Origin of the sequence: Pseudomonas sp. ICBG1301 (genome assembly GCF_016918385.1) — a bacterium.
GTDB classification, from domain to species: Bacteria; Pseudomonadota; Gammaproteobacteria; order Pseudomonadales; family Pseudomonadaceae; genus Aquipseudomonas; species Aquipseudomonas palleroniana.
On the sequence record NZ_JAEKGB010000001.1, the window covers coordinates 349118 to 373600 of the forward strand.

Consider the following 24483-nt stretch of genomic DNA (forward strand, 5'->3'; position numbering starts at 1 on the left):
ATGTCGAGCAAAGATGAGGCGCCCAGCGATCTGATTCGCGCGCGGGACGTCGGCGGGTTCGATATCTGGTCGTTGCCCAGTTTCGATCCGCATGTACCGGAACCCGAGCCTGAGCCGGTCGAAGAGCCCCCCGTGCAAATGGAAGAAGTGCCGCTGGAGGAAGTCCAGCCACTGACGCTCGAAGAGTTGGAGGCCATCCGCCAGGAAGCCTACAACGAGGGCTTCGCGGCGGGGGAAAAAGACGGTTTTCGCAGTACCACTCTCAAAGTTCGCCAGGAAGCCGAGGCGGCGCTGAGTGTCCAGCTCGCCAGCCTGGAGCGCTTGATGAGCAGCCTGTTCGACCCGATCGCCGAGCAGGATTCCCAGCTTGAAAAAGCCATGGTCCGCCTGGTGGAGCACATGACCCGCCAAGTGATCCAGCGCGAACTGGTGCTCGACTCCAGCCATATCGAAAGCGTAATGCGCGAAGCCCTCAAGCTGCTGCCGTTGGGCGTCGGCAATGTGCGGCTGTACATCAACCCGCAGGATTTCGAGCAGGTCAAAGCCTTGCGCGAGCGCCATGAAGAAACCTGGCGCATCGTTGAAGACGCGACGTTGCAGCCTGGCGGTTGCCGGGTCGAGACTGAGCACAGCCGCATCGACGCGACGGTGGAAACCCGTATCACCCAGATCATGGCCAAGCTCTTCGATCAACTCCATGAGCAGGCCCTGCATCCGGCCGAACCTGACCTGAGCGTAGACCTGGACACCCCTGATGCGCCTTGATCGCACCAGCTTCGCCAAGCGCCTGGGCAGCTACGCCGAGGCCACCGAGTTGCCCGGTCAGCCGATCCTCGAAGGGCGCCTGTTGCGCATGGTGGGCCTGACCCTCGAAGCCGAGGGCCTGCGCGCCGCCATGGGCAGCCGCTGCATGGTGATCAACGACGACAGCTACCACCCGGTGCAAGTCGAAGCGGAAGTCATGGGGTTCTCCGGCAGCAAGATTTTCCTGATGCCGGTCGGCAGCCTGGCGGGCATTGCCCCGGGCGCCCGCGTGGTGCCGCTGGCTGACACCGGGCGCTTGCCGATGGGCATGGGCATGCTCGGTCGCGTGCTCGATGGCGCCGGACGCGCCCTGGACGGCAAGGGCGGCATGAAGGCCGAAGACTGGGTGCCGATGGATGGCCCCACCATCAACCCGCTCAATCGCAACCCCATCAGCGTGCCGCTGGACGTGGGCATTCGCAGCATCAACGGTTTATTGACGGTCGGCCGCGGCCAGCGTCTGGGCCTGTTCGCCGGTACGGGGGTGGGTAAGTCGGTCCTGCTGGGCATGATGACGCGCTTTACCGAGGCCGACATTATCGTGGTCGGGTTGATCGGCGAGCGGGGCCGCGAGGTGAAGGAGTTCATCGAGCACAGCCTGGGTGAAGAGGGCCTCAAGCGCTCGGTGGTCGTGGCGTCTCCAGCGGATGATGCGCCCTTGATGCGTCTGCGTGCCGCCATGTATTGCACACGCATCGCCGAGTATTTTCGCGACAAGGGCAAGAACGTCCTGTTGCTGATGGATTCGCTCACTCGTTTCGCCCAGGCCCAGCGGGAAATCGCCCTGGCCATCGGCGAGCCGCCAGCCACCAAGGGTTATCCGCCGTCGGTGTTCGCCAAGCTGCCCAAGCTGGTCGAGCGTGCCGGTAACGCCGAGGCGGGCGGTGGTTCGATCACCGCGTTCTATACCGTGTTGTCCGAAGGCGATGACCAGCAGGACCCGATCGCCGACTCGGCGCGAGGCGTGCTCGACGGCCACATCGTGCTGTCGCGGCGCCTGGCGGAGGAGGGGCACTACCCGGCCATCGACATCGAAGCCTCGATCAGCCGGGTGATGCCGGCGGTGGTCACGCCGGAGCACATGGCCCGCGCGCAGCATTTCAAGCAGTTGTGGTCGCGCTATCAACAGAGCCGCGACCTGATCAGCGTCGGCGCCTATGTGGCCGGCGGGGATCGCGAGACCGACCTGGCGATCGCCCTGCAACCGCAGTTGGTGACCTACCTGCGCCAGGGGCTCAACGACAAAATCAGCATGGGTGAAAGCGAAGCGCACCTCGGCTCGATCTTCGCCCCGGCGCCAGGCGGCTAAGCCATGGCCAGCACCCGCTCTTCACGCCTGGCGCCGGTGGTGGACATGGCCGAAAAGGCCGAAAAGACCGCCGCCCAGCGCCTGGGCTATTTTCAAGGCCAGGTCCGCCTGGCGGAAAGCAAGCTGGGCGACCTGGAGCGCTTTCGCGGCGAATACCAGCAACAGTGGATCGAGCGCGGCAGCCAGGGGGTGTCCGGCCAGTGGTTGATGGGCTATCAGGGCTTTCTCAACCAGCTGGAGACGGCGGTCGCCCAGCAGCGCCAGAGCCTGGCCTGGCACCAGAACAACCTTGAGAAGGCCCGCGAAAGCTGGCAGCAGGCGTTTGCCCGGGTCGAGGGCCTGCGCAAGCTGGTGCAGCGCTATATCGACGAAGCACGGGCGATTGAGGACAAGCGCGAGCAAAAGTTGCTGGATGAGCTGTCACAACGTCTGCCCCGTCAGTCGCAGTATTAGGTGTGGGGCTGCTCCTGCATTTGCCGAGATCGGGTTCGCCTGCTAAACCTTGTTACACATGGCCAATGACAAGGAAGCAGTCGTATGTCGGTGACATCAGAAGTATCCCTGGATGGGAAGCAGTTGACGATCGCAATCAAGGGCCGATTCGATTTCGGCAGCCACCAGCATTTTCGTGAGGCTTACGAGCGTTTCTACAAGGTCCCCGACGCCTACACCGTCGATCTGAAAGAAGCCACCTACCTGGACAGTTCGGCCTTGGGCATGCTGCTGTTGTTGCGTGATCACGCAGGCGGTGACGACTCGCAGGTCACACTGATCAACTGCAGTCCCGACGTGCGCAAGATCCTCGCCATCTCTAACTTCGACAAGCTGTTCGACATCAATTGAGAGTCCTGGCCCCGATGTCCGAGCCGCTGACTGTCCTGATCGCCGAGGACAGCGATACCGACCGGCTGCTGCTGGCGACTATCTTGCGGCGCCAGGGGCATCACGTGCTCACCGCAGCCAACGGCGAGGAAGCCGTTGAGGTGTTTGCGCGTGAGCGACCTCAACTGGTGTTGATGGACGCGATGATGCCGGTGATGGACGGTTTCCTGGCTGCGCGGTGGATCAAGCAATTGGCGGGGGAAGCGCTGGTCCCCGTGATCTTTCTTACGTCCCTCAGCGAAAGCGCCGACCTGGCCGAGTGCCTGGATGCCGGCGGGGATGATTTTCTGCCCAAACCCTACAACCCACTGATCCTGGCCGCCAAGATCAATGCCATGGACCGTTTGCGGCGCCTGCAGGCCACGGTTCTTCAGCAGCGCGATCAGATCGCCCGGCATCATGAGTACCTGCTGCAAGAGCAGCGGGTGGCCAAGGCGGTGTTCGACAAGGTCGCCCATTCGGGATGCATCAACGCCGCGCCGAACATTCGCTATCTGCAATCACCCTATGCGCTGTTCAATGGCGACCTGTTGCTGGCGGCGTACACGCCGTCTGGCGACATGCACGTGCTGCTCGGCGATTTTACCGGGCATGGCCTGCCTGCCGCCGTGGGTGCCATGCCCCTGGCGGAAGTGTTCTACGGCATGACTGCCAAGGGGTACGAGCTGGTGCAGATCCTGCGGGAGATGAATGCCAAGCTCAAACGCATCCTGCCGGTGGACATGTTCTGCTGCGCCACCCTGTTGTGCCTGAGCGCACAGCGGCGCGTGGTCGAGGTGTGGAATGGCGGCATGCCGGAAGGTTATGTGCATGAGGTCGCGACGGGCAGGCGCACGCCGTTGATGTCACGCCACCTGCCGTTGGGTGTGCTGTCGGTGGAGGCGTTTGATGATCGCGTTGAGGTCTTGCCCATGGCCCTCGGCGACCGGGTGTTTTTGCTCTCCGATGGCGTATTGGATACTGCCGACGCCAACGACCAACTGTTCGGCGCGGAGCGCCTGCAGCAGGTATTCGCCGCCAACCGCGAGCCCGACCGCCTGTTCGAAGAGATTGAACAGGCCCTGGCGGCCTTTCGTGGCGAAGCGCGCGATGATGTCAGCATGGTGGAAATCACCTTGCAGCCCGGCCAGCCGTTGCGTGCGGCCGAGCCCATATACGCCGACAGCAACCAGCCATGCCCCCTGGATTGGTCGGTGAGCTTCGAATTTCGCGCCCAGGCCCTCAAATGCTACAACCCCTTGCCTTACCTGTTGCAGCTGCTGCTGGAGATTCAGGGGCTGCGTGAGCAGAGCGGGGCGCTCTACAGCGTGATGGCCGAGCTGTATTCCAACGCGTTGGAGCACGGCGTGCTGGGCCTGGACTCGCAGCTCAAGCGCGACGCCCAGGGATTCGCCGACTACTACCGTCAGCGCAATGAGCGCCTGGCGCAACTGGACAGCGGTCATGTGCGGGTACATATGCAAGTGATGCCGACCGCCACGGGCGGCAAGCTGATCCTGCGCGTCGAAGACAGTGGCCCAGGCTTCGACGTGGATCAGGTGCTGAAGCGGCCCCTGGATTTGGACCGTCTGTCTGGTCGAGGCTTGAGCCTGGTGCGCCAGCTGAGCAGCGATGTACGCTGGACGGACGGCGGGCGCAGTGTCTGCGTGGAGTTTTGCTGGAAGGCTCTGGCATAATCCGCCGATTCTTGATCAAGGAGCGAGCAAGTGGCTGAGATTCATCTGGACCCTGAAGTGCTGTCGGGTTTGCAGGACGTCATGGAGAGCGAGTACCCCAAGTTGCTCGACACCTTCCTTGACGACTCGCAGAAGCGCGTCGAAGCCCTGCGCAAGGCGCGCGATGACGCCAAGGCGCTGGGGCGAATCGCCCATAGTTTCAAGGGCAGCAGCGGCAACCTCGGGGCGGTACGGTTGGCGCAGCTGTGCCAGCGGCTGGAAGTGGAGTCGGTTGGGGCGACGGCGGACCTGGGGGCGCTGGTGGATCAGATTGACCGTGAGTTTGCTCTGGTTCGGCCTATGTATGAGTCGGAGAAGCAGCGGTTTGGGCTTTAGCTGTTAAAGAAGCGTAAGTCGACGTCCTGCGCAGGCACAGACACAAACCTGGCCCGACTCTTGCTCTACCTCCTAGCACAGCATCCCCGACCCCTGTGCAGTGGAGACCTTTACCTATGCCAGTCGCCCCCAACTCGCTCCTCCAGGCTGCCCCCGCAGCCAAGCCTCAAGCGCCCGCCGCTACACCTGTGGCAGCTGCTGCGGCCCCGCAGGACAAGGGCCCTGGCTTTGCTCAAGTGTTCGCCAGCCAAGGTTCGAAGCCGTCGGTGAAGAGCGGTGACACCCCGACCCAATCCACCCGTGACAAGCCTTCGGTGAGCAGCGCCTCGTCGGTGGATAGCAACGACAAGCCTGCCGCCAGCAAGCCAGCGGTTGCCGATAGCGGCAATCTCTTGCCTGCCAACCCGCCGGCCAAGTCCGATGACAGCGCCGGCAGTGACGACGCCAAGCCCACCGACCCGTCCCTGGTCCAGCAACCTCCTGTTGACCCCGTGGTCGACCCGGCGGTGATTGCCGCCGTCACACCGGTGGTAGCTGTGCCTGTTCCTGTGGAAACCCCGGCCCCTGCTGCCGCGGCCAAGGATGACAAGGCCCAGCCGGTGGTTGCCGCACCCGTCGCGGCGACGGATGACACCCCGCAGCCGGCGTTCGATCCGTCGGCCGACCCACTGGACTCGATGCCGACCGTGCGTTTGGCAATGGAGCAGGGCGGGCACGTGTCGGCCGGCAGCCAGGCGCCGCAGAAAACCCCATCGGCGCCGACCCAGGACCAACCGACCGCTGCGCAGAGTTTCGCGGCCGGCCTGGCGACAATGGTCGATCAACAGGCCACCAAGGACAGCACCGATGGCGGTGACAAAGCCTTCAGCGGGCTGATCGACAGTGGCCTCAAGGATTTGAAAGAGGCCAGCAGCGATACCCGCGTCGATGACTTCGCAAACCGCCTGGCTGCGCTGACCCAGGCCGCCACGCCGAAAACGGCTAACGCCTTGCCGCCGGTGGCCAATGCGCCGCTGGCCATGCACCAGAGCGGCTGGACCGAAGAAGTGGTCAATCGCGTGATGTACCTGTCCAGCGCCGGCCTCAAGTCGGCCGAGATCCAATTGCAGCCGGCAGAGCTGGGGCGCCTGGATATCAAGGTCAACATGACGCCGGACCAACAGGCTCAGGTCCAGTTCATGAGCGGCCATGCAGTGGTGCGCGAGGCCCTGGAAAGCCAGTCCGGACGTTTGCGGGAGATGTTTGCCCAGCAGGGCATGGGGCAGGTGGACGTCAACGTTTCCGACCAGTCCCGTGGCCAGGAGCAGCAGCAACAAGCTCAGGCTCAGGCCCAGGCCGGCTTGAGTGGCAGTGGCAGGCGCGGGGACAGCGGCGAGAGTAGTGGGCACATCGACGTGGCTGAAACAGCGGCGCCCGTCATTTCCAGCGTGATCGGGTCCAGCGCGGTTGATTACTACGCCTGATTCGTAACCAACTGTGGGAGGGGCTTGCTCCCACTTTGATGTGCTGGGCCTGCATGGCAGACAACTCTGGCATAACACTTGCTCTTGCCTTTCCGTAGATCTATGAATCCCCGAATAGTGACGGATTATTGGCATGGCGAAGAGCGACGACGCAGCAACTCCACCCGCAGGCAAAGGCAAGCTCAAGCTGATCCTGGTGATTGTGCTGGGCCTGCTCCTGGCCATTGGCGCCTCTGTTGGCGGCACGTGGTACATCATGCACAGCAGTGCCAGCAAACCGGCCCCCGCCGCCGAAACCGCCACTAACGTCAAGCAACCGGCAATCTTCGAGCCGATGCTTCCGGCCTTTGTCGCCAACTTCAATCAGAACGGTCATCAACGCTACCTGCAGGTGAGCATAACCTTGCTGGCGCGTAACCAGGCAGATCTGGACGCCCTCAAGGTGCATATGCCGGTGATCCGCAACAACCTGGTGATGCTGTTCTCCGGGCAGAGCTTCGACACCCTGGCCACCCCTGTGGGCCAGGAAATGCTGCGTCAGAAGGTCACTGCCAGTGTGCAGGAAGTGGCCCAGAAAGAGCTCGGCAAAGTCGTGGTCGAGCAGGCGCTCTTCACTAACTTCGTATTGCAGTAGGATCACGACATGGCCGTGCAAGACCTGCTGTCCCAGGATGAAATCGATGCGCTGTTGCATGGCGTCGACGATGGTCTGGTACAGACCGACATGGCTGCCGAGCCCGGCAGCATCAAAAGCTACGACCTGACCAGCCAGGATCGCATCGTCCGTGGACGCATGCCGACCCTGGAAATGATCAATGAGCGTTTTGCCCGCTACACTCGTATCAGCATGTTCAACATGCTGCGCCGCTCGGCGGATGTGGCGGTGGGCGGCGTGCAGGTGATGAAGTTCGGCGAGTACGTGCACTCGCTGTACGTGCCCACCAGCCTCAACCTGGTCAAGATCAAGCCGTTGCGCGGCACCGCGTTGTTCATCCTTGACGCTAAATTAGTGTTCAAGCTGGTGGATAACTTCTTCGGTGGCGACGGCCGTCACGCCAAGATCGAAGGCCGTGAATTCACACCGACTGAATTGCGTGTGGTGCGCATGGTGCTGGAGCAAGCCTTTATCGACTTGAAGGAAGCCTGGCAGGCGATCATGGAAGTCAATTTCGAGTACATCAACTCGGAAGTGAACCCGGCCATGGCCAACATCGTTGGCCCCAGCGAGGCCATTGTGGTCTCCACTTTCCACATCGAACTCGATGGCGGTGGCGGCGACCTGCACGTGACCATGCCGTATTCGATGATCGAGCCGGTGCGTGAAATGCTCGACGCCGGTTTCCAGTCCGACCTGGACGATCAGGACGAGCGTTGGGTCAAGGCCCTGCGCGAAGACCTGCTGGATGTCGACGTGCCGCTGAACGCCACCGTCGCCCGTCGCCAGTTGCGTCTGCGCGACATTTTGCACATGCAGCCGGGGGACGTCATTCCGGTGGACTTGCCCGAAGAAATGATCATGCGGGCCAATGGTGTGCCATCGTTCAAGGTCAAGCTCGGTTCCCACAAGGGCAACCTGGCGTTGCAAGTGATCGAACCGATCAACCGCCGCTGACCCGCCCTAATTTATTGATGAATGTTTGCTTCGCCGAGGACATGTAATGGCTACCGAACACGAAAACACTTCCGCCGAAGACCAGGCTCTGGCTGACGAATGGGCGGCAGCCCTGGAAGAGACCGGCGATGTAGGCCAGGACGATATCGACGCGCTGCTGGCCGCCGACGCCGCCAGCTCATCCGCCGGCACTCGCCTGCCCATGGAAGAATTCGGCAGCATGCCGAAAAACAACAACCCGGTGAGCCTCGACGGGCCGAACCTGGACGTGATCCTCGACATCCCGGTGTCGATTTCCATGGAAGTGGGCAGTACCGAAATCAACATCCGCAACCTGCTGCAACTCAACCAGGGTTCGGTGATCGAGCTCGACCGCCTGGCCGGTGAGCCGCTGGACGTGCTGGTCAACGGGACATTGATTGCCCACGGCGAAGTGGTGGTGGTCAACGAGAAGTTCGGTATCCGCCTGACCGACGTGATCAGCCCGAGCGAACGCATCAAGAAGTTGCGCTGATATGAAGTCTTCGATGGCGGGACTGTTACTGGCGCTGCCATTGAGCGCCCTGGCGGCGGAGCCGGTCGCGCAAGTGGCGGCGGCTCCCGTGGTCAGCAGTGGCATCGGCGGCCAGTTGACCCAGCTGGTGCTGGGGTTGTTGCTGGTGGTCGGCTTGATTTTCGTGCTGGCCTGGTTGATGCGTCGTGTGCAGCGCATCGGCCCGGGCAATGGTCAGGTCATCGAGATGATCGGCTCGCGGGCCCTCGGCCCGCGTGATCGCCTGGTGCTGGTGCAGGTCGGCGAGGAGCAGATTCTGCTGGGTATCACACCGGGCCGCATCGCTGCGCTGCATGTGCTCAAGAAGCCGGTGGAAGCGGCCAAGACCGAGGCCTCCACGCCAGAATTCGCCCAGCGCCTGATGGAGTTGCTGGGCAAGGATCAGAAGGATAAGAAGTAATGCGCGTTTTATTGACGCTCATGCTGTTGCTGGCTGCGCCATTGGCGTGGGCCGCCGACCCGTTGTCGATCCCGGCAATCACGCTGGGCACCAACGCCGCCGGGGCGCAGGAATATTCGGTCAGCCTGCAGATCCTGCTGATCATGACCGCGCTGAGTTTTATCCCGGCGTTTGTCATGCTGATGACCAGCTTCACGCGGATCATCATTGTCTTCTCGATCCTGCGCCAGGCCCTGGGCCTGCAGCAGACGCCGTCGAACCAGATCCTCACCGGCATGGCCTTGTTCCTGACGCTGTTCATCATGGCACCGGTGTTCGACAAGGTGAACCAGCAAGCCCTGCAACCGTACCTGGCGGAAAAGCTCACCGCCCAGGACGCGATCGACAAGGCCCAGGGGCCGATCAAGGACTTCATGCTCTCGCAGACCCGCTCCAGCGACCTTGAGCTGTTCATGCGTTTGTCCAAGCGTACCGACATCGCCACCCCGGATCAGGCCCCGTTGACCATCCTGGTGCCGGCGTTCGTCACGTCCGAATTGAAGACCGCGTTCCAGATCGGCTTCATGATCTTCATCCCGTTCCTGATCATCGACCTGGTGGTAGCGAGTGTGTTGATGGCCATGGGGATGATGATGCTGTCGCCGCTGATCATCTCGTTGCCGTTCAAGATCATGCTGTTTGTGCTGGTGGACGGCTGGGCGCTGATTATCGGCACCTTGGCCGGCAGTTTCGGAGGGGTATAGCGCATGACTCCAGAAGTTGCGGTCGACCTGTTCCGTGAAGCGCTGTGGCTGACCACCATGATGGTCGCCGTGCTGGTGGTACCGAGCCTGTTGGTCGGCCTGCTGGTGGCGATGTTCCAGGCCGCGACCCAGATCAACGAACAGACCTTGAGCTTCCTGCCGCGCCTGCTGGTGATGCTGGTCACCCTGATTGTCGCCGGCCCGTGGCTGGTGCGCACTTTCATGGAATACATCCTGCAGTTGTACGGCAGTATTCCGCAGTTGATCGGCTGACCTGCCCATGCAATCCGTGTTGGCATTGACCGACACCCAGATCAGTACCTGGGTGGCGTCTTTCATCTTGCCGATGTTTCGCGTGACGGCGGTGCTGATGACCATGCCGGTGTTCGGCACCACCTTGGTCCCGCGACGTATCCGCCTGTATTTCGCCGTTGCCATTACCGTGGTGATTGTCCCCGGGCTGCCGCCGATGCCGCCGGTGAATGCCCTGGACCTCAGCGCGTTGTTGCTGATTGCCGAGCAGATCCTGATCGGTGCATTGCTGGGTTTTTCGCTGACCCTGTTCTTCCAGGCGTTTGTGATCGCCGGGCAAATTATCTCGATCCAGATGGGCATGGGCTTCGCGTCCATGGTCGACCCCACCAACGGCGTGTCGGCAGCGGTGATCGGGCAGTTCCTGACCATGCTGGTGACGTTGCTGTTCCTGTCGATGAATGGCCATCTGGTGGTGTTCGAGGTCATGACTGAGAGCTTCACTACCTTGCCGGTGGGCTCGGGGTTGGTGGTCAACCATTTCTGGGAGTTGGTCGGTCGCCTGACTTGGGTGCTGGGCGCTTCGCTGTTGCTGGTGCTGCCGGCAATCACCGCGCTGCTGGTGGTCAACATCGCGTTTGGGGTGATGACCCGTGCGGCGCCGCAGTTGAATATCTTCTCGATCGGTTTCCCCCTGACCCTGGTGCTGGGCATGGGGATTTTCTGGGTCGGCATGGCTGACATTCTCAATCAGTATCAACCGCTGGCGACCGACGCCTTGCAGTTCTTACGTGATCTGGCACGGGCGCGCTGAGCCATGGCCGAGAGCGAGAGTGGTCAGGACAAAACAGAAGACCCCACGGAGAAACGTAAGAAGGAATCCCGGGAGAAGGGCGAGATTGCCCGCTCCAAAGAGCTCAATACACTCGCCGTGATGCTGGCCGGCGCCGGTGGCCTGTTGATCTACGGCGGCGGCCTGGCGCTGGACCTGATGGAGCTGATGAAGCTCAACTTCGCCTTGCCGCGTGAGGTGTTGCTGAGCCCCGGCGCCATGGGCCTGTACCTGCTGCACTCGGGCAAGATCGCCCTGCTGGCGGTGCAGCCGGTGCTGATCACGCTGCTGCTGGCGGCGTTGATCGGTCCGGTGTCCTTGGGGGGCTGGTTGTTTGCCGCCGGCAGCATGGCGCCCAAGTTCAGCCGGATGAACCCGGGGCCGGGGCTCAAGCGTATGTTTTCCGGCAAGGCACTGGTTGAGTTGCTCAAGGCGCTGGCCAAATTCATCCTGATTCTGTTCGTGGCGCTGACGGTGTTGTCGTCCGATATCGACGACTTGCTGCGCATCGCCCACGAGCCGTTGGAGTCAGCCATCATCCACAGCGTACAAGTGGTGGGCTGGAGTGCGCTGTGGATGGCTTGCGGGCTGATCATCATCGCGGCGGTGGATGCGCCGATCCAGCTGTGGGAAAGCCACAAGAAGCTGCTGATGACCAAGCAGGAAGTGCGCGACGAGCACAAGGACCAGGAAGGGCGACCCGAGGTCAAACAGCGTATCCGGCAACTGCAGCGCGAAATGTCCCAGCGCAAGATGATGGCGGCGGTGCCCGATGCCGATGTGGTCATCACCAACCCGACTCACTACGCCGTGGCGCTCAAGTACGACCCGGAGAAGGGCGGCGCGCCGATGCTGCTGGCCAAGGGCAGCGACTTCACGGCCCTGAAAATCCGCGAAATCGCCGTGGCCAACGACATTCTGCTGCTGGAGTCGCCGGCGCTTGCGCGGTCGATCTTCTATTCCACCGATCTCGATCAAGAGATTCCCGCCGGGTTGTACCTGGCCGTGGCCCAGGTACTGGCGTATGTCTATCAGATCCGCCAATACCGAGCGGGCAAGGGCAAGCGTCCGGACCCGCTCAAGGACTTGCCGATTCCGCCGGAATTGCGTCGGGATTCCTGAAAGCCACGCTAATGCGCCAAATCATGTAGGAGCGAGCTTGCTCGCGAAAAACTCAAAGACCCCTCGTATTTCCAGCTTTCCCGCGTCTTCGTTGACGTCCTTCGCGAGCAAGCTTGCTCCTACAGAGAGAGCGGGCTCATACCACTCGTCGTGAATGCCCGCCACCTGTCAACTTTGACAGTAGTCAGCAAAGCCCCCTCGCGGTTCTATTGCCTCAAGCACTGCGCGCAGGCTGTAAACGAGATGCAGGGAGAATGGTTTTGAAACTACTCAGAGGCAAGGTCAAATCTTATGACCCGCACTCCGGAAAAGGTTTGATTGCCCTGAAAGGTGAGGACGACGTGAAAGTGGATCTCATCGGTTCGCGCTGCATTCGGCTCGCGGTGGGCCAGCACGTGGAGTTTCAGGGGATACACCGACCCGACGGTATTTATGCAGTCGGCGTCAGGGTTATCCCGCGAGTTCTTGAGTGATAAGTCAGGAGAACGGCGATGGCAACAGGCACTGTGAAATGGTTCAACGCGGAAAAAGGCTTTGGGTTTATCACCCCGGACGGTGGCGGGGCTGACGTTTTTGTTCACTATTCCGCGATTCGAGGTGAAGGATTTAAAACCGTTGGCGAAGGTGAAAAAGTGGAATTTGAAATAACCCAGGGGCAAAAAGGCCCCCAGGCGGAAGACGTGCGCCCCGCGTAAATCCGGCAACATGCCCTCGCTGAGGGCGATCTGTCCCTTGAAGCAAAAGTTGGAAGGCTTCTTGCAACCCGGCCTGCAGGACGCCTCCCGGCGTCAAAACTTTGCTTCAAGGGACACGAGGAATACCGGTGGATCGCTCTCAAATGCTCAGCACGGCCCGTGGCACCCTGACTGACCTCTCGCGGGGCAATCTGGGTGTGCCATTGTTGTTGCTGGTGATGCTGGCAATGATGATGTTGCCGATGCCGCCGTTCTTGCTGGACGTGTTCTTCACTTTCAACATTGCCCTGTCGGTCGTGGTGCTGCTGGTGTGCGTCTACGCCCTGCGGCCCCTGGACTTCGCGGTTTTCCCCACCATCCTGCTGGTTGCCACGCTGTTGCGCCTGGCACTGAACGTGGCGTCTACCCGGGTGGTGATGCTGCACGGCCAGGACGGTCACGCCGCCGCCGGTAAGGTGATTCAGGCCTTCGGTGAGGTGGTGATCGGCGGTAACTACGTGGTCGGTATCGTCGTGTTCGCGATCCTGATGATCATCAACTTCGTGGTGGTGACCAAGGGTGCCGGACGAATTTCCGAGGTAAGCGCGCGGTTTACCCTCGATGCAATGCCTGGCAAACAGATGGCTATCGACGCCGACCTCAACGCCGGTCTGATCGACCAGGGCCAGGCCAAGGCGCGGCGTGCGGAAGTCGCCCAGGAAGCCGAGTTTTACGGTTCCATGGACGGTGCCAGCAAATTCGTGCGCGGTGACGCCATTGCCGGCTTGCTGATTCTGTTCATCAACCTGATCGGCGGCATGGCGGTCGGTATCTTCCAGCACGGCATGACGTTCGGTGATGCGGGCAAGGTCTACGCCTTGCTGACCATTGGTGACGGTTTAGTGGCGCAATTGCCATCACTGTTGTTATCCACAGCCGCAGCCATCATGGTGACCCGTGCTTCGGGTTCCGAAGACATGGGCAAGCAGATCAGCCGCCAGATGTTCGCCTCGCCGAAGGCGCTGGCGGTGGCGGCAGCGATTATGGCGATCATGGGCATTGTGCCGGGTATGCCGCATGTGTCGTTCCTCAGCATGGCGGCCATGGCGGCCGGCGCTGCCTACCTGTTCTGGCGCAAGCAGAACCAGGTGAAGGTCCTGGCTCAGCAGGAAATCGCCCGTCAGCAGGAACTGTTGCCATCGCCGGCCCGCGCCCAGGAAACCAAGGAGCTTGGCTGGGACGACGTGACCCCGATCGACATGATCGGCCTGGAAGTGGGCTACCGCCTGATCCCTCTGGTGGACCGTAACCAGGGCGGCCAGTTGCTTGCACGCATCAAGGGGGTCCGCAAGAAGCTGTCCCAGGACCTGGGCTTCCTGATGCCGACCGTACACATCCGCGACAACCTCGACCTGGCCCCCAGTGCCTACCGCCTGACCCTGATGGGTGTGATCCTGGCCGAAGCCGAGATCTACCCGGACCGCGAACTGGCGATCAACCCCGGCCAGGTGTTCGGTACGCTCAATGGCATTACCGCCAAAGATCCGGCTTTCGGCCTGGATGCGGTGTGGGTCGAAGTCAGTCAGCGCAGCCAGGCGCAATCCCTCGGATATACGGTGGTGGACGCCAGCACGGTGGTCGCCACCCACCTTAACCAGATTCTGTACAAGCACTCCCATGAACTGATCGGCCATGAGGAAGTCCAGCAATTGATGGGGTTGCTGGCCAAAGCCTCGCCAAAACTGGCCGAAGAGCTGGTGCCGGGGGTGCTGTCGCTGTCGCAGTTGCTCAAAGTGCTGCAGGCGTTGCTCGCCGAGCAAGTGCCGGTGCGCGACATTCGCAGCATCGCGGAAGCCATCGCCAACAATGCCGCCAAGAGTCAAGATACTGCCGCTCTGGTGGCCGCCGTGCGCGTCGGCTTGTCCCGTGCCATCGTGCAAAGCATTGTAGGCATTGAGTCTGAGCTGCCTGTGATCACCTTGGAGCCCAGGTTGGAACAAATATTGCTCAATAGTATCCAGAAGGCCGGACAAGGCCAGGAAGAGGGCGTTCTGCTGGAACCGAGCATGGCTGAAAAGCTCCAGCGTTCGTTGATCGAAGCGGCGCAGCGCCAGGAAATGGCGGGCCATCCGGTGATTCTGCTGGTGGCGGGGCCGGTTCGAGCGATGTTGTCGCGGTTCGGACGCCTGGCAGTACCGAATTTGCACGTTTTGGCTTATCAGGAAATTCCTGACAACAAGCAAGTGACTATCGTCGCGACAGTAGGGCCCAACGGCTGAGGGTAGTGGGTTATGCAAGTTAAGCGTTTTTTCGCCGCCGATATGCGTCAGGCCATGAAACTGGTCCGTGATGAGCTGGGCGCCGATGCCGCGATTATCGGTAACCGTCGCATTGCCGGCGGTGTCGAGCTGACGGCTGCCCTGGATTACACCCCCCAGGCGTTGGCGCCGCGCGTGCCGAACATGGAACTCGAAGACGAGTTGCGCAAGACCGCCTCGCGCATTGTGTCGGCCCAGGCCGAGCTGAGCATGCGTGGCGACAGCGACGCTAGCACCAATCGCCAATTGTTCGCCGGCCTGCCGCTGACGGCCGCCGAGCCGCTGGTCGAGCCGACCTTCGTTGAACCGCCACGTCCCGCAGCGCCGGCTCCGACGGCTGCGGTCGACCAGCGCGTGTTCGACTCGATGCGCTCTGAACTCAATGGCCTGCGTGAACTGCTCGAAGTGCAGTTGGGTTCGTTGGCCTGGACACAGTTGCAAGGCAGCAAGCCGCACCAGGCCAACCTGTGGCGTCGCTTGCAGCGTATCGGCCTGTCCGGCCCGCTGTCCCGCGACCTGCTGGCGCTGACCACCGAGGTCGAAGAGCCCCGCCAGGCGTGGCGCATGTTGCTGGCCCACTTGGCCCGCATGATCGTCACCCCGGAGCTCGAACCGCTGGAAGAGGGTGGCGTGATCGCCATGGTCGGCCCGGCCGGCATGGGCAAGACCACCACCCTGGCCAAGCTGGCCGCCCGGTATGTGCTCAAGTACGGCGCGTCGAGTATCGCGCTGGTGAGCATGGACAGTTATCGTATCGGCGCCCAGGAACAGCTCAAGACCCTGGGGCGCATCCTCAATGTGCCGGTGACCCACGTCGACCCGGGCCAGTCCCTGGCCAATGCCCTTGACCCGCTGTTGCGCAAGCGCGTGGTGTTGATCGACACCGCCGGCCTGCAAGCCAGCGATCCGGCGCTGCGCATGCAGCTGGAAAGCCTGGCCGGGCGTGGCATCAAGGCGAAAAATTACCTGGTGCTTGCAACCACCAGCCAGAAACAGGTTCTTACCGCTGCGTACCACAGCTACAAACGTTGCGGCCTGGCGGGTTGCATCCTCACCAAACTAGACGAAACTGCAAACTTGGGTGAGGTGTTGAGCCTGGCTATCGGTCATGAATTACCGGTTGCCTACCTGACCGATGGCCCGCGGATTCCAGATGATTTGCATCTGCCGCGTCGTCATCAGTTGGTCAGCCGTGCTGTCAGCGTGCAAATGCAAGAAGAGCCTAGCGAGGAAGCGATGGCTGATATGTTCGCCGACCTTTACCACAACCCGGCAAAACGGGTGGGGTGAGGCAGGATGAGCACTGTGAAATGTATCTACATTGATGGTCTGCAAGCGATTCACGCGACCAAGCCGTGTAGCCTGCGTCTAAGCAAGACAAGGTAAAGAAATAAAATGGGCAGCATGCATCCTGTACAGGTGATCGCGGTGACCGGCGGCAAAGGTGGCGTCGGGAAAACTAACGTGTCGGTGAATTTGTCCCTGGCCCTGGCAGAACTTGGCCGTCGCGTCATGCTGCTGGATGCTGACCTGGGCCTGGCGAACGTGGACGTTCTGCTGGGGCTGACACCCAAACACACCCTCGCCGATGTGATCGAGGGCCGTTGCGAGCTGCGCGATGTGTTGCTGCAAGGCCCCGGAGGCATTCGTATCGTGCCTGCCGCCTCGGGCACCCAGAGCATGGTGCACCTGAGCCCGGCGCAGCACGCCGGCCTGATCCAGGCGTTCAGCGATATCGGCGACAACCTCGATGTGCTGGTGATCGACACCGCCGCCGGGATCGGCGAATCCGTGGTCAGCTTCGTGCGCGCCGCGCAGGAAGTATTGCTGGTGGTCTGCGACGAACCCACCTCGATCACCGACGCCTATGCTCTGATCAAACTGCTTAACCGTGACTACGGCATGAACCGCTTCCGCGTGCTGGCCAACATGGCCCAAAGCCCGCAGGAAGGCCGGAATCTGTTCGCCAAGTTGACCAAGGTCACGGACCGTTTTCTCGATGTCGCCTTACAATACGTTGGCGCAGTTCCCTATGACGAGTGTGTGCGCAAGGCCGTGCAAAAGCAGCGTGCGGTCTATGAAGCGTTCCCTCGTTCCAAATGCGCGTTGGCGTTCAAGGCTATTGCCCAGAAGGTCGATACCTGGCCGTTGCCTGCCAACCCGCGGGGGCATCTGGAGTTTTTCGTCGAGCGATTGGTGCATCAGACGAGCGCAGGACCGGTGCTATGACAGCCAGCGGCTATAACCTTTACAAGAAATCGGCACGTGACAGCCAGGGCGAATTGATCGAGCGTTATGCGCCCTTGGTCAAGCGCATTGCCTACCACTTGCTGGCGCGCCTGCCGGCCAGTGTGCAGGTGGAAGACCTGATCCAGGCCGGCATGATCGGCTTGCTCGAAGTGTCGACCAAATATGACGCGAGCAAGGGTGCGAGTTTCGAGACGTATGCGGGTATCCGTATCCGTGGCGCGATGCTCGATGAGGTCCGTAAAGGGGATTGGGCGCCGCGTTCGGTACACCGCAACACGCGAATGGTCAGTGATGCCATTCGCGCAATTGAAGCAAAAACCGGTCGTGACGCTAAAGATCATGAAGTTGCGGCCGAACTCCAATTGAGTCTCGATGATTATTACGGGATTTTGAACGATACCTTGGGCAGCCGCCTGTTCAGTTTCGACGACCTGTTGCAGGACGGCGAACACGAAGGGCTGCACGAGGACGGCGCGAGTGCACATCTCGAACCGTCGCGTGACTTGGAAGATGAGCGTTTCCAGAGGGCGTTGGCGGACGCGATTGCCAATTTGCCGGAGCGTGAGCGACTGGTGTTGGCGCTGTACTACGACGAAGAGCTGAACCTCAAGGAAATCGGTGAGGTCCTGGGGGTCAGCGAATCGCGTGTCAGCCAGCTGCATAGCCAGTGCGCAGCCCGCTTGCGGGGGCGGTTGGGGGAGTGGCGCGCGCGCTGACAGGCAGTGTGGGGACACTGTAGACGCGCCGCGAAAGTCGAAGGCTTTTGCGGGGTCGTGCCGTGGTGCCCTGGGCAGTCCTTTGTTGTGTAACGCCTGTTGATTGAAATGGCGCGTCCAGGTGCTGGGCGCGTTTAAGACTGCTTGGAGGTCGAATTGGACAAGAACATGAAAATCCTCATCGTTGATGACTTCTCAACGATGCGGCGGATCATAAAAAATCTGTTGCGTGACCTTGGGTTCACCAACACGGTCGAGGCGGATGACGGCCTTACGGCGATCCCGATCCTCAACAGTGGGAGCATCGACTTCCTGGTAACAGACTGGAACATGCCGGGCATGACCGGTATCGACTTGTTGCGCCACGTGCGCGCCGACGAAAAATTGCGCAGCCTTCCCGTGTTGATGGTGACCGCCGAAGCCAAGCGTGAACAGATCATCGAAGCCGCCCAGGCCGGGGTCAACGGTTACGTGGTCAAGCCATTCACTGCACAGGCGTTGAAAGAGAAGATCGAAAAAATCTTCGAACGCATCCACGGCTAACGCCATCGCAGGGGGAGCTATGGAGCATACAGAATCATCACAGAAAGACTTTGAGTCGACTCTGAAAAAACATGCCCACCAGTTGGTCGAAAGCCTGGAAAAAGGCCAGTTCGGCGACGCGGTGCAGTTGATCCATGAGCTCAATCAGACGCGTGACCGCGGCCTGTATCAGGAAGTGGGCAAGCTGACACGTGAGCTGCACAGTGCGATCGTCAATTTTCAGATTGACCCGCACATGCCCCAGGCCGAAGAAATTTCGCAAATCACCGATGCCACCGAACGCTTGTCCTATGTGGTCAGGCTGACTGAGGCGGCGGCCAACCGCACCATGGACCTGGTGGAAAACGCCACGCCGCTGGTCAACGGCATGGCCAACGAAGCCCAGGCCCTCAGCGTTGACTGGGGCCGCTTCATGCGCCGCGAAGTGGGCGCCGAAGAGTTTCGTGAATTGGCCCGTCGGGTTGAAGGTTTCCTGTCGCGCAGTGAGCAGGACAACCGTACGGTTTCCAGCAACCTCAACGACATTTTGCTGGCCCAGGATTACCAGGACCTCACCGGTCAAGTGATCAAGCGTGTGACCCAGTTGGTCACCGAAGTGGAAAGCAACCTGCTCAAATTGGTGCTGATGGCCGGCCAGGTCGACCGCTTTGCCGGTATCGAACATGACCGCGCAGCGATCCTTTCGGAAAAAGATCCACAAAAACATCTCGCCAAGGGTGAAGGTCCGCAGATTCATGCCGATAAACGTGAAGACGTTGTGTCAGGTCAGGATGACGTAGATGACCTGTTATCCAGTTTAGGCTTCTAAGGAGCACCCACATGAGCTTCGGCGCCGATGAAGAGATCCTTCAGGATTTCCTTGTAGAGGCCGGCGAAATTTTAGAGCAACTGTCCGAGCAACTGGTCGAGCTGGAAAGCCGCCCGGATGATGCGAACCTGCTCAATGCAATTTTTCGCGGTTTTCACACTGTAAAAGGGGGCGCCGGCTTCCTCCAGCTCCATGAGCTGGTGGAGTGCTGCCACATCGCCGAGAACGTGTTCGACATCCTGCGCAAGGGTGAGCGTCACGTTGATTCGGAATTGATGGACGTGATTCTCGAAGCCCTGGATGCGGTCAATGGCATGTTCAGCCAGGTCCGTGAACGCGCGCCGATCACGGCCGCCACGCCCGAGCTGCTGGCCGCCCTGGCGCGCTACGCAGAGCCTGCCGACACTTCGGCCGCGCCGGCGGTGGAAGCCGCCCCGGAACCGGAACCGGTTGCCGAACCTGAGCCGGATGTGACCGATAGCGAGTTCGAGCAACTGCTCAACTCCCTCAGCGCGGCGAAGGCCGAAGCCGAAGCTCCGGCGGCACCTGCTGCCGTGCCGACCAGCGAAGACATCACCGACGCCGAATTTGAATCCTTGCTCGACCAGTTGCATGGCAAGGGCCAGTTCGCCGCCGATGCCGTGGCGCCTGCTGCAGCTTCCGAAGCGCCTGCGGCCCCGGCCAGCACCGACATTACCGACGACGAATTCGAAGCGTTGCTCGACCAACTGCACGGCAAAGGCACGTTCGCGGCCGAAGCCCTGCCGGAAGTTGCCGCGACAGCGGCTGCGCCGACGGCTGCCAAGCCGCCTGTTACGCCGCCTGCCAGTGCGCAGCCAGCCGGCGACGGGCTGATTTCCGAGCACGAATTCGAAGCCTTGCTCGACGAATTGCACGGCAAGGGCAAGTTCAGTGAAGTACCCCCGGCGGCGGCTGCGACCGCTACCCCGGTAGCGGCGAAACCTGCACCTGCACCTGCTGCTGCACCTGCTGCCGCCAAGCCGGCTCCTGCTGCTGCACCTGCTGCCGCCAAGCCGGCTCCTGCTGCTGCACCTGCTGCCGCCAAGCCGGCTCCTGCTGCTGCGCCGGCCGCTGCACCGGCGCGTGCCGCCGCTGCACCAGTGGCCGAAAAGCCGGCCAGCGAAGCTGAAACCACGGTGCGCGTGGACACGGCGCGGCTGGACGACATCATGAACATGGTCGGCGAACTGGTGTTGGTGCGTAACCGCCTGGTACGCCTGGGCCTGAGCAGTGGCGACGAGTCGATGCAGAAGGCCGTGTCGAACCTCGACGTGGTCACCGCCGACCTGCAGACCGCTGTGATGAAAACGCGGATGCAGCCGATCAAGAAAGTCTTCGGCCGCTTCCCGCGCCTGGTTCGTGACCTGGCGCGCCAGCTCAAGAAAGAGATCAACCTGGAGCTGGTGGGGGAAGAAACCGACCTCGACAAAAACCTGGTCGAGGCCCTGGCCGATCCGCTGGTCCACTTGGTGCGCAACGCAGTCGACCACGGCGTCGAAACCCCTGAAGAACGTGAAGCCTCGGGCAAGTCCCGCGGCGGCAAGGTGATTCTGGCGGCCGAGCAAGAAGGCGACCATATCCTGTTGTCGATCACCGATGACGGCAAGGGCATGGACCCGACCATCCTGCGCAACATTGCAGTCAAGCGCGGTGTGATGGACAAGGATGCCGCCGACCGCCTGACCGACACCGAGTGCTACAACCTGATCTTCGCCCCAGGCTTCTCGACCAAGACCGAGATTTCCGACGTGTCTGGTCGTGGCGTCGGCATGGACGTGGTGAAGACCAAGATCAGCCAGCTCAACGGCTCGATCAATATCTACTCGACCAAGGGCCAGGGCTCAAAGATCGTGATCAAGGTGCCGTTGACCTTGGCGATCATGCCGACCCTGATGGTGATGCTGGGCAACCAGGCGTTCGCGTTCCCGCTGGTCAACGTCAACGAGATCTTCCACCTCGACCTGTCGCGCACCAATGTGGTGGATGGCCAGGAAGTGGTGATCGTGCGTGACAAGGCGCTGCCGCTGTTCTACCTCAAGCGCTGGCTGGTTGCGTCTGCTGCCCATGAAGAGCAGCGCGAAGGCCACGTGGTGATCCTGTCCGTGGGCACCCAGCGTATCGGCTTTGTGGTCGATCAACTGGTGGGCCAGGAAGAAGTGGTCATCAAGCCTTTGGGCAAAATGCTGCAGGGAACCCCGGGCATGTCGGGTGCGACCATCACCGGTGACGGTCGGATCGCGCTGATTCTCGATGTTCCGAGCATGCTCAAGCGTTACGCCGCTCGGCGTATTTGATTCTGGTGGGGGTTGGGCAATCGTGCCCGCCCCACCTAACGGAGTGTTTATGGCAGTCAAGGTCCTGGTGGTGGACGATTCGGGTTTCTTCCGCCGCCGCGTCTCGGAAATTCTTTCCGCCGATCCAACCATTCAGGTGGTCGGCACGGCCACCAACGGTAAAGAGGCGATTGATCAGGCCATTGCGTTGAAGCCGGACGTGATCACCATGGACTACGAGATGCCGATGATGGATGGCATCACGGCAGTTCGCCACATCATGCAACGCTGCCCGACTCCGGTATTGATGTTCTCGTCGCTGACCCATGAAGGTGCCCGGGTAACCCTGGATGCGCTGGACGCGGGTGCGGTGGACTTCCTGCCGAAGAATTTCGAAGACATCTCGCGCAACCCCGAGAAGGTCAAGCAGATGCTGTGCGAGAAGGTGCACAGCATTTCCCGCAGCAACCGCCGCAGCCTGTTCAGCACGCCTGCACCTGCACCTGCACCAGTGGCGGCACCTGCGCCGACCAGTTCCTCCTTCGCGCGTCCTGCGCCTGCGCCAGTGGCGCGGCCCGCCGTGGCTCCCGTCCGTGCTTCGGCGCCGAGCGCTCATTCGCCCGCGCCCAAGCGCAAAGCCTACAAGCTAGTAGCTATCGGTACCTCAACCGGCGGCCCGGTCGCCCTGCAACGCGTATTGACCCAACTGCCGGCCAACTTCCCGGCGCCGATCGTGCTGGTGCAGCATATGCCCGCCGCGTTTACCAAAGCCTTCGCCGAACGCCTGGACAAGCTGTGCCGCATCAGCGTCAAGGAAGCCGAAGACGGCGACATCCTGCGTCCTGGCCTGGCGTTGCTGGCGCCGGGTGGCAAGCAGATGATGGTGGATGGCCGTGGCGCGGTGAAAATCCTGCCGGGCGATGAACGCCTGAACTACAAGCCGTGCGTGGATATCACCTTCGGTTCGGCGGCCAAGTCCTACGGCGACAAAGTTCTGGCGGTGGTGCTCACCGGCATGGGCGCCGACGGTCGTGAAGGCGCACGCCTGCTCAAGCAGGGGGGCAGCACGGTCTGGGCCCAGGATGAGGCCAGCTGCGTGATCTATGGCATGCCCATGGCCATCGTCAAGGCCGACCTGGCCGACGCCGTTTACAGCCTGGACGACATCGGCAAGCATCTGGCGGAGGCCTGCCTCTGATGGATGTGTTGAGCTTGATCGGTATCACCCTGGCGTTTGTCGCGATCATCGGCGGCAACTTCCTCGAAGGCGGCCACCTCGGCGCCTTGGCCAACGGCCCGGCGGCGTTGATCGTGATCGGCGGCACCGTAGGCGCAGCCTTGCTGCAATCGCCCCTGAGCTCGTTCAAGCGTGCCATGCAGATTCTGGTGTGGATCATTTTTCCACCGCGTATCGACCTGCTCGGTGGCATCGATCGTGTGGTCAACTGGAGCCTCACCGCGCGCAAGGAGGGCCTGCTGGGCCTGGAAGGCGTGGCCGATGCCGAGCCCGACAGCTACGCACGCAAAGGCTTGCAGCTGCTGGTAGACGGCGCCGAGCCGGAAGCGATCCGCAGCATCCTCGAAGTGGATTTCTACACTCAGGAAAGCCGTGACATCAACGCGGCCAAAGTTTTTGAAAGCATGGGCGGCTACGCGCCGACCATTGGCATCATCGGTGCGGTGATGGGCCTGATTCACGTCATGGGCAACCTGGCCGATCCATCGCAATTGGGCAGCGGCATTGCCGTGGCATTTGTCGCTACCATCTATGGCGTGGCCAGTGCCAACCTGGTGCTGTTGCCGGTGGCCAGCAAGCTCAAGTCGATCGCCATGCGTCAGTCACGTTACCGGGAGATGCTGCTGGAAGGTTTGCTGTCGATTGCCGAGGGCGAGAACCCGCGCTCCATCGAATTGAAGCTCCAGGGCTTCATGGATTGATGGGAGGGATTGCCTGTGAGCCGTCGCCGTCGCGAGCCTGAAGAACACGTCAATCATGAGCGCTGGCTGGTGTCCTACGCGGACTTCATCACCTTGCTGTTCGCGTTTTTCGTGGTGATGTATTCCATCTCGTCGATCAACGAAGGCAAGTACAAGGTCATTTCCCAGGCGCTGATCGGGGTGTTCAACGACACCGACCGTTCGATCAAGCCGATCCCCATCGGTGATGAACGACCCAAGACCGTGACCCCGGCCAAGCCGCTGGTCAACGACAGCGATGAAGTCGCCGCCGGTATCGGCGGCACCAGCGACCCGCTCAAAAGCATCGCCGACGATATCAGCGCCGCGTTCGGTGACCTGATCAAGTCCAACCAGATGACCGTGCGCGGCAATGAGCTGTGGGTGGAGATCGAGCTTAATTCCAGTCTGCTGTTCGCCAGCGCCGATGCCATGCCCAGCGATCAGGCGTTCACCATCATCGACAAGGTGGCGGCGATTCTCAAACCGTTTGAAAACCCGATCCATGTCGAAGGCTTTACCGACAATTTCCCCATCAACACCGCGCAGTACCCGACCAACTGGGAGCTCTCATCGGCCCGCGCCGCCAGTATCGTGCGCATGCTGGCGATGCAGGGTGTGAACCCTGAGCGCCTGGCGTCGGTGGGCTATGGTGAATTCCAGCCGGTGGCCAATAATGCGACCGCCGAAGGCCGCGCACGTAACCGCCGTGTGGTATTGGTGGTGTCGCGCAACCTCGATGTACGCCGTAGCCTGACGGGTACGGGAACGGCTAATGCAACACCGGATGCGGCATTGAGGCGGGCTGGCACACAAACTGCACCGCCTGTGGTCAAGCCGCCGGTTCGGCAGGGGAGCGTCAATTCCCCGTCACTGGCTCAATAACTGATGCAATGTCTCG

At 61.4% G+C, this 24483-nt stretch carries 27 protein-coding genes; all 27 read left to right on the forward strand.

Annotation, left to right across the window (positions count from 1 at the left end; all coding sequences use genetic code 11):
- Positions 1-765 carry a flagellar assembly protein FliH gene (gene fliH / locus JBE38_RS01610; protein WP_090369524.1) on the forward strand — a complete coding sequence of 255 codons (765 nt, stop codon included), beginning with the start codon at positions 1-3 and terminating at the stop codon, positions 763-765.
- Positions 755-2113, forward strand: coding sequence for a flagellar protein export ATPase FliI (fliI, locus tag JBE38_RS01615; protein WP_060756037.1), 1359 nt, complete (start codon positions 755-757; stop codon positions 2111-2113). Before fliH ends, fliI begins: the two co-directional genes overlap by 11 nt.
- A 3-nt stretch (positions 2114-2116) precedes the next feature.
- Positions 2117-2566: a flagellar export protein FliJ gene (gene fliJ / locus JBE38_RS01620; RefSeq protein ID WP_060756036.1), complete on the forward strand. Its 450-nt coding sequence runs from the start codon at positions 2117-2119 to the stop codon at positions 2564-2566.
- A gap of 84 nt (positions 2567-2650) precedes the next feature.
- Complete coding sequence (locus tag JBE38_RS01625) at positions 2651-2956, forward strand: STAS domain-containing protein (protein ID WP_060756035.1); 306 nt, start codon at positions 2651-2653, stop codon at positions 2954-2956.
- Positions 2953-4671, forward strand: a complete 1719-nt coding sequence (locus JBE38_RS01630; RefSeq protein WP_090369526.1) for an ATP-binding SpoIIE family protein phosphatase — start codon at positions 2953-2955, stop codon at positions 4669-4671. The genes JBE38_RS01625 and JBE38_RS01630 overlap by 4 nt, the downstream gene beginning before the upstream one ends.
- A 30-nt stretch (positions 4672-4701) precedes the next feature.
- Positions 4702-5046: an Hpt domain-containing protein gene (locus JBE38_RS01635; RefSeq protein WP_060756033.1), complete on the forward strand. Its 345-nt coding sequence runs from the start codon at positions 4702-4704 to the stop codon at positions 5044-5046.
- Between the two features lie 116 nt (positions 5047-5162).
- Complete coding sequence (locus tag JBE38_RS01640) at positions 5163-6509, forward strand: flagellar hook-length control protein FliK (protein WP_205343413.1); 1347 nt, start codon at positions 5163-5165, stop codon at positions 6507-6509.
- Between the two features lie 133 nt (positions 6510-6642).
- A complete protein-coding gene (gene fliL, locus JBE38_RS01645) occupies positions 6643-7143 on the forward strand; it encodes a flagellar basal body-associated protein FliL (RefSeq protein WP_060756031.1) in 501 nt (166 codons plus the stop codon).
- Positions 7144-7152: 9 nt separating this feature from the next.
- Positions 7153-8121 carry a flagellar motor switch protein FliM gene (gene fliM / locus JBE38_RS01650; protein ID WP_090369530.1) on the forward strand — a complete coding sequence of 323 codons (969 nt, stop codon included), beginning with the start codon at positions 7153-7155 and terminating at the stop codon, positions 8119-8121.
- Positions 8122-8167: 46 nt separating this feature from the next.
- Positions 8168-8635 (forward strand): flagellar motor switch protein FliN, encoded by a 468-nt coding sequence (gene fliN, locus JBE38_RS01655; RefSeq protein WP_104994424.1) that lies wholly within the window; start codon positions 8168-8170, stop codon positions 8633-8635.
- A 1-nt stretch (position 8636) separates the two neighbouring features.
- The gene (fliO, locus tag JBE38_RS01660; protein ID WP_205343414.1) at positions 8637-9074 is read left to right on the forward strand and encodes a flagellar biosynthetic protein FliO; all 438 of its coding nucleotides are present in this window, start codon (positions 8637-8639) and stop codon (positions 9072-9074) included.
- Entirely contained in the window at positions 9074-9817 is a 744-nt protein-coding gene (gene fliP, locus JBE38_RS01665) for a flagellar type III secretion system pore protein FliP (protein WP_060756027.1), read from the forward strand. The genes fliO and fliP overlap by 1 nt, the downstream gene beginning before the upstream one ends.
- Before the next feature lie 3 nt (positions 9818-9820).
- Positions 9821-10090, forward strand: coding sequence for a flagellar biosynthesis protein FliQ (gene fliQ, locus JBE38_RS01670; RefSeq protein ID WP_060756026.1), 270 nt, complete (start codon positions 9821-9823; stop codon positions 10088-10090).
- Positions 10091-10097: 7 nt separating this feature from the next.
- Positions 10098-10883, forward strand: a complete 786-nt coding sequence (gene fliR / locus JBE38_RS01675; RefSeq protein ID WP_060756025.1) for a flagellar biosynthetic protein FliR — start codon at positions 10098-10100, stop codon at positions 10881-10883.
- Positions 10884-10886: 3 nt separating this feature from the next.
- Positions 10887-12023, forward strand: coding sequence for a flagellar biosynthesis protein FlhB (gene flhB / locus JBE38_RS01680; protein WP_060756024.1), 1137 nt, complete (start codon positions 10887-10889; stop codon positions 12021-12023).
- Between the two features lie 260 nt (positions 12024-12283).
- Positions 12284-12496 (forward strand): cold-shock protein, encoded by a 213-nt coding sequence (locus JBE38_RS01685; RefSeq protein ID WP_372241678.1) that lies wholly within the window; start codon positions 12284-12286, stop codon positions 12494-12496.
- Positions 12497-12514: 18 nt separating this feature from the next.
- The gene (locus JBE38_RS01690; RefSeq protein WP_205343415.1) at positions 12515-12718 is read left to right on the forward strand and encodes a cold-shock protein; all 204 of its coding nucleotides are present in this window, start codon (positions 12515-12517) and stop codon (positions 12716-12718) included.
- A gap of 143 nt (positions 12719-12861) precedes the next feature.
- Positions 12862-14976: a flagellar biosynthesis protein FlhA gene (gene flhA, locus JBE38_RS01695; protein ID WP_218580543.1), complete on the forward strand. Its 2115-nt coding sequence runs from the start codon at positions 12862-12864 to the stop codon at positions 14974-14976.
- 12 nt (positions 14977-14988) lie between these two features.
- On the forward strand, positions 14989-16305 hold the full coding sequence (gene flhF, locus JBE38_RS01700; protein ID WP_090369534.1) for a flagellar biosynthesis protein FlhF: 1317 nt from the start codon (positions 14989-14991) through the stop codon (positions 16303-16305).
- 105 nt (positions 16306-16410) lie between these two features.
- Entirely contained in the window at positions 16411-17244 is an 834-nt protein-coding gene (fleN, locus tag JBE38_RS01705) for a flagellar synthesis regulator FleN (RefSeq protein WP_003192912.1), read from the forward strand.
- On the forward strand, positions 17241-17981 hold the full coding sequence (gene fliA, locus JBE38_RS01710) for an RNA polymerase sigma factor FliA (RefSeq protein WP_060756019.1): 741 nt from the start codon (positions 17241-17243) through the stop codon (positions 17979-17981). Before fleN ends, fliA begins: the two co-directional genes overlap by 4 nt.
- 168 nt (positions 17982-18149) lie before the next feature.
- A complete protein-coding gene (locus JBE38_RS01715) occupies positions 18150-18524 on the forward strand; it encodes a chemotaxis response regulator CheY (protein WP_160385018.1) in 375 nt (124 codons plus the stop codon).
- Between the two features lie 19 nt (positions 18525-18543).
- On the forward strand, positions 18544-19332 hold the full coding sequence (locus tag JBE38_RS01720) for a protein phosphatase CheZ (RefSeq protein WP_060756018.1): 789 nt from the start codon (positions 18544-18546) through the stop codon (positions 19330-19332).
- 11 nt (positions 19333-19343) lie between these two features.
- Positions 19344-21647: a chemotaxis protein CheA gene (locus JBE38_RS01725; RefSeq protein WP_205343416.1), complete on the forward strand. Its 2304-nt coding sequence runs from the start codon at positions 19344-19346 to the stop codon at positions 21645-21647.
- Between the two features lie 49 nt (positions 21648-21696).
- A complete protein-coding gene (locus tag JBE38_RS01730) occupies positions 21697-22824 on the forward strand; it encodes a protein-glutamate methylesterase/protein-glutamine glutaminase (RefSeq protein WP_060756016.1) in 1128 nt (375 codons plus the stop codon).
- Positions 22824-23564, forward strand: coding sequence for a flagellar motor protein (locus tag JBE38_RS01735; protein ID WP_060756015.1), 741 nt, complete (start codon positions 22824-22826; stop codon positions 23562-23564). Before JBE38_RS01730 ends, JBE38_RS01735 begins: the two co-directional genes overlap by 1 nt.
- Before the next feature lie 15 nt (positions 23565-23579).
- Entirely contained in the window at positions 23580-24467 is an 888-nt protein-coding gene (gene motD, locus JBE38_RS01740) for a flagellar motor protein MotD (protein ID WP_060756014.1), read from the forward strand.
- The last annotated feature ends 16 nt before the right edge of the window (positions 24468-24483 follow it).

Coding starts and splice junctions, on each gene's coding strand:
- JBE38_RS01640 (WP_205343413.1), top strand. CDS start 5,163: ATGCCAGTCGCCCCCAACTCGCTCCTCCAGGCTGCCCCCGCAGCCAAG.
- flhA (WP_218580543.1), top strand. CDS start 12,862: ATGCTCAGCACGGCCCGTGGCACCCTGACTGACCTCTCGCGGGGCAAT.
- JBE38_RS01715 (WP_160385018.1), top strand. CDS start 18,150: ATGAAAATCCTCATCGTTGATGACTTCTCAACGATGCGGCGGATCATA.
- JBE38_RS01720 (WP_060756018.1), top strand. CDS start 18,544: ATGGAGCATACAGAATCATCACAGAAAGACTTTGAGTCGACTCTGAAA.
- JBE38_RS01730 (WP_060756016.1), top strand. CDS start 21,697: ATGGCAGTCAAGGTCCTGGTGGTGGACGATTCGGGTTTCTTCCGCCGC.
- fliQ (WP_060756026.1), top strand. CDS start 9,821: ATGACTCCAGAAGTTGCGGTCGACCTGTTCCGTGAAGCGCTGTGGCTG.
- fliI (WP_060756037.1), top strand. CDS start 755: ATGCGCCTTGATCGCACCAGCTTCGCCAAGCGCCTGGGCAGCTACGCC.
- fliM (WP_090369530.1), top strand. CDS start 7,153: ATGGCCGTGCAAGACCTGCTGTCCCAGGATGAAATCGATGCGCTGTTG.
- JBE38_RS01690 (WP_205343415.1), top strand. CDS start 12,515: ATGGCAACAGGCACTGTGAAATGGTTCAACGCGGAAAAAGGCTTTGGG.
- JBE38_RS01625 (WP_060756035.1), top strand. CDS start 2,651: ATGTCGGTGACATCAGAAGTATCCCTGGATGGGAAGCAGTTGACGATC.
- fliR (WP_060756025.1), top strand. CDS start 10,098: ATGCAATCCGTGTTGGCATTGACCGACACCCAGATCAGTACCTGGGTG.
- JBE38_RS01735 (WP_060756015.1), top strand. CDS start 22,824: ATGGATGTGTTGAGCTTGATCGGTATCACCCTGGCGTTTGTCGCGATC.
- fliP (WP_060756027.1), top strand. CDS start 9,074: ATGCGCGTTTTATTGACGCTCATGCTGTTGCTGGCTGCGCCATTGGCG.
- fleN (WP_003192912.1), top strand. CDS start 16,411: ATGGGCAGCATGCATCCTGTACAGGTGATCGCGGTGACCGGCGGCAAA.
- flhF (WP_090369534.1), top strand. CDS start 14,989: ATGCAAGTTAAGCGTTTTTTCGCCGCCGATATGCGTCAGGCCATGAAA.
- fliH (WP_090369524.1), top strand. CDS start 1: ATGTCGAGCAAAGATGAGGCGCCCAGCGATCTGATTCGCGCGCGGGAC.
- fliJ (WP_060756036.1), top strand. CDS start 2,117: ATGGCCAGCACCCGCTCTTCACGCCTGGCGCCGGTGGTGGACATGGCC.
- flhB (WP_060756024.1), top strand. CDS start 10,887: ATGGCCGAGAGCGAGAGTGGTCAGGACAAAACAGAAGACCCCACGGAG.
- fliO (WP_205343414.1), top strand. CDS start 8,637: ATGAAGTCTTCGATGGCGGGACTGTTACTGGCGCTGCCATTGAGCGCC.
- fliN (WP_104994424.1), top strand. CDS start 8,168: ATGGCTACCGAACACGAAAACACTTCCGCCGAAGACCAGGCTCTGGCT.
- JBE38_RS01725 (WP_205343416.1), top strand. CDS start 19,344: ATGAGCTTCGGCGCCGATGAAGAGATCCTTCAGGATTTCCTTGTAGAG.
- fliA (WP_060756019.1), top strand. CDS start 17,241: ATGACAGCCAGCGGCTATAACCTTTACAAGAAATCGGCACGTGACAGC.
- fliL (WP_060756031.1), top strand. CDS start 6,643: ATGGCGAAGAGCGACGACGCAGCAACTCCACCCGCAGGCAAAGGCAAG.